Origin of the sequence: Candidatus Protofrankia californiensis, from assembly GCF_900634765.1 — a bacterium.
Classification (GTDB): domain Bacteria; phylum Actinomycetota; class Actinomycetes; order Frankiales; family Frankiaceae; genus Protofrankia; species Protofrankia californiensis.
On the sequence record NZ_CAAAFT010000335.1, the window covers coordinates 1 to 3,745 of the forward strand.

At 68.2% G+C, this 3,745-nt stretch carries 4 protein-coding genes; 1 reads left to right on the forward strand and 3 read right to left on the reverse strand.

The genetic code is table 11. From position 1 onward, the window contains the following. Positions 1–185: 185 nt before the first annotated feature. From hisF to DD1DGNOD_RS17595, 3 genes are read right to left on the reverse strand one after another with little or no spacing between them, the layout of a single operon-like run. Positions 186–956, reverse strand: coding sequence for an imidazole glycerol phosphate synthase subunit HisF (gene hisF, locus DD1DGNOD_RS17585; RefSeq protein ID WP_131767572.1), 771 nt, complete (start codon positions 954–956; stop codon positions 186–188). Beyond that, positions 953–1,687 carry a bifunctional 1-(5-phosphoribosyl)-5-((5-phosphoribosylamino)methylideneamino)imidazole-4-carboxamide isomerase/phosphoribosylanthranilate isomerase PriA gene (gene priA, locus DD1DGNOD_RS17590; protein WP_131770645.1) on the reverse strand — a complete coding sequence of 245 codons (735 nt, stop codon included), beginning with the start codon at positions 1,685–1,687 and terminating at the stop codon, positions 953–955. Before priA ends, hisF begins: the two co-directional genes overlap by 4 nt. Positions 1,688–1,716: 29 nt before the next feature. Beyond that, positions 1,717–2,250 (reverse strand): YceI family protein, encoded by a 534-nt coding sequence (locus DD1DGNOD_RS17595; protein WP_131770646.1) that lies wholly within the window; start codon positions 2,248–2,250, stop codon positions 1,717–1,719. 701 nt (positions 2,251–2,951) lie between these two features. Here DD1DGNOD_RS17595 and DD1DGNOD_RS17600 point away from each other — a divergent pair. Next, the coding region (locus DD1DGNOD_RS17600) for an ABC transporter ATP-binding protein (protein ID WP_131770647.1) at positions 2,952–3,745 on the forward strand (794 nt) is incomplete at its 3' end.

The window sequence follows — 3,745 nt, forward strand, 5'->3', positions numbered from 1 at the left end:
GCGTCACATGCCCGCCGGAATCGTAACCCGACGCAATCATCGCCCGGCGGGCAATGTCCGGTCCATGAGTGTTCACCGCGTACAGTGGCTACCGCGTACGGCGGCTACCGCATCGTCCACCGGCGAGATGTCCGGCAAACAGCCACGAGCTGACGTGCGTTCAGCGAACTGGTGCTGACATGCGTTCAGCGAACCGGTACAGCGGCGGCGCGCAGCGCGTCCTTGACCGCACCGATACGCAGGTCACCGAAGTGGAAAACGCTCGCGGCGAGTACCGCGTCGGCCCCCGCGGCAACCGCCGGGGAGAAGTCCGCCAAGGATCCCGCCCCGCCGCTGGCGATGACGGGGACGTCCACGACCGCGCGGACCGCGGCGATCATCTCCAGGTCGTAGCCGTTCCGGGTCCCGTCGGCGTCCATCGAGTTGAGCAGGATCTCTCCGGCGCCGAGCTCCACCGCCCGCGCCGCCCAGGCGACCGCGTCGATGCCCGTCCCGGTGCGGCCCCCATGGGTCGTCACCTCGAACCGGGGCCCGCCGGATTCCGGGGTGCGGGTCCGGCGGGCGTCCACCGACAGCACGATGCACTGGCTGCCGAACCGCAGCGCGCATTCACGGACCAGTTCCGGACGGGCGACCGCGGCGGTGTTGATGCCGACCTTGTCGGCGCCGGCCCGCAACAACCGGTCGACATCGCCGATCGTGCGTACACCGCCACCAACCGTCAGTGGAATGAAAACCTGTTCGGCGGTACGCCGCACCACGTCATACGTGGTCTCACGGTTTGCGCTGGACGCGGTGATATCGAGGAAAGTCAGTTCGTCGGCGCCCTCGGCGTCGTACAGCTTCGCCATCTCCACCGGATCGCCGGCATCCCGCAGGTCGGTGAAGTTCACGCCCTTGACCACCCGGCCGGCGTCGACGTCCAGACACGGGATCACCCGGACGGCAACGGTCACCGGATGTGCGCGGGCTGGCCGGAGGCGACGGCCAGCGCCTCGGGCAGGGTGAACGCCCCCGCGTAGAGCGCCTTGCCGACGATGACACCCTCGACGCCCGCCACGCCCGCGATGGCCGCCAGATCGTCCAGCGACGACACCCCACCGCTGGCGACCACCGGCCGGGACGTGGCAGCGGTGACGGTACGCAGCAGGTCGAGGTTCGGCCCGGTGAGAGTGCCGTCCCGGTGGACGTCGGTGACCACATAGCGGGCGCAGCCGTCGGCGTCCAGACGGGCGAGGACGTCGAACAACTCACCGCCGTCACGGGTCCAGCCGCGGGCGGACAGGGTGGTGCCGCGGACGTCGAGGCCGACGGCGATCCGGTCGGCGACCCGGTCGATCGCCGCGCGCACCCAGTCGGGGTTCTCCAGCGCGGCCGTGCCGATATTCACCCGGGCCGCGCCGGTCGCCAGCGCCGCGTCCAGGGAGTCGTCGTCGCGGATCCCGCCGGAGAGCTCCACGGCCACGTCGACCGACCGCACCACCTCGGCGATCAGGTCGCGGTTCGAGCCCCGGCCGAAAGCCGCGTCGAGGTCGACGAGGTGGATCCACTCGGCGCCGTCCCGCTGCCAGGCCAACGCGGCCTCGCGGGGGTCGCCGTAGGAGGTCTCGGAACCGGCCTTGCCCTGGACGAGCCGGACGGCACGGCCGTCGGCGACGTCCACGGCAGGCAGGAGGATCAGTGCCACACCGCACACCCTACGGGTCACCCGGCCGGCTACGACAGCACAGCCACGAGATCCAGGTCGATCGCCTGGTGACGGGCGACCGCGGCCTTGCCCTTGCTGACGCCGAACTCGTGCCGGTCGGTCCGCGTGACGGCCTGGAAGCGCACCTCACCGTTGGTCGGTTCGGCTGCCGTGATGGTCAGCTCCACCGGACGGGAAACACGGTGCACCGTCAGGATGCCGAAAAGGGTCCAAGTATCCGAGATTTCCACGAGCCGTTCAGAGATGAACGTGATGTCCGGATACGTCTCGACGTCCATGAAGTCCGCTGCCCGCAGGTGCTTGTCTCGGGTGCGATTGGAGGTGTCCAGGCTGGTCGCGTCGATCACGACACGCACGGTGGACTTCTCGACCGGATCGGCGACGACGACCGAGCCCTCACGAACGGCCAGGGTACCGACCACCTTGAGCAGGCCGAACATCCCGCGTGTGGTGAAACGCACGGTGGACCGGGCCGAATCGATACGGTACGTGCCCGTACGGGGCGCTGCCACTCCCCGCGAGAACACTGTCCGTTCTGCCATGATCTTCCTCCTTGACCGAGCTCAGCCTTTGCCGAGCGGTGCCGGACCGGCAAAATCGGGGTGATAACACCGAATTCGCTGCGAACCGTTCCCGCCTGATGTCCGGAACGGTTCGCCGAAAACGCTGAAAACACAGCGGCGGTCCCAGCCGCAGCCGCTGGGAGCAGCCTCCCGCAGCCCGGACGGTGCGCGCATCCTCACCCGCAAGATATAGCGACAGCGGCCTCGTCGGGAAGCTTCAGCCCGCGGAGCCCGTCCACCGGCGATCTGGGATCCGGGCCTCCCGGATCTCACCAGATCGGCTTCCGGACCCCGAGCGTGAGAGAAACATGATCGCGCCGCCTTTGGCCCTGCTGTCCGAGTCCCGGCTCATGTCCGAGTCTCAGCTCACCAAGGCAAGGTCATACGCGAGCGCGGTGGCAGCGATCCACCCATCATCGACCTTCATCCAGCGGGCGGAGCCACGTAAGCTCCGTCCGAAGCCGAACCCACACCTGGACTGTGCCGTCGTCGATCGGCAGCGGGCCGAGGTCCAAGGGACCGCGCCCGGGGTCGGGCGTAAGGCAGCGGCGGCGCTATGATCATCAGCTGTGACCACTGCGTTCCCACCGCCGGCATCCACGCCGGACGGCCAGGCCGGCGCGGCCGTCCAGCCTGCGAATGCGAGGCTCGTCATTGAGAACGCGGAGCCCGCCATCGAGATGGACAGCGTCGGGAAAACCTTCGTTCTGCGCCGCAGGGCCGGCCGGTTGCGCCGTGAACGGGTGGACGTTCCCGCCGTGGCAGACCTGACCTTCCGTATCAACGCCGGGGAGATGGTCGGCTATCTGGGGCCGAACGGCGCCGGGAAATCCACGACCATCAAGATGCTGATCGGGATTCTGGTGCCCAGCGCCGGACGCATCCGCGTCTGCGGCCTTGATCCATCCCACCAGCGCATGGAACTGGCACGTCGCTTGGGGGTGGTCTTCGGACAGCGAACGACATTGTGGTGGGATCTGCCGTTACGGGACAGCTTCGACCTCCTCCGTCATATTTATCGAATACCACCGGACAGATTCCGCGAGAACCTCGACCATTTCGTCGACCTGTTGCAGCTGGCCCCCTTCCTCGAAACTCCCGTCCGGCAGCTTTCACTCGGCCAGCGCATGCGCGGCGATCTCACGGCCGTGCTGCTGCACGACCCCGAGATCGTGTATCTGGACGAGCCGACGATCGGTCTCGACGTCGTCTCCAAGGCCGCCGTACGCGGATTCCTCGCCGCACTCAACCGTGAACGCGGGACCACCATTGTGCTCACCACCCACGACATGACCGACATCGAGCAGCTGTGCCCGCGGGTACTCGTCATCGACCACGGCCGGCTGGGCTTCGACGGAGGGCTGCACGACCTGCGTACCCAGATCGGCGGAGAACGCATCCTGGTCGTCGACCTGGCCGAACCGCACCCGCCGATCGACGTGGCCGGTACCCGGGTGGTCAGGGTGGACGGACC

Bases quoted from the DNA above. Each gene is read 5' to 3' on its own strand.
- DD1DGNOD_RS17595 (WP_131770646.1), bottom strand. From the start codon at position 2,250: ATGGCAGAACGGACAGTGTTCTCGCGGGGAGTGGCAGCGCCCCGTACG.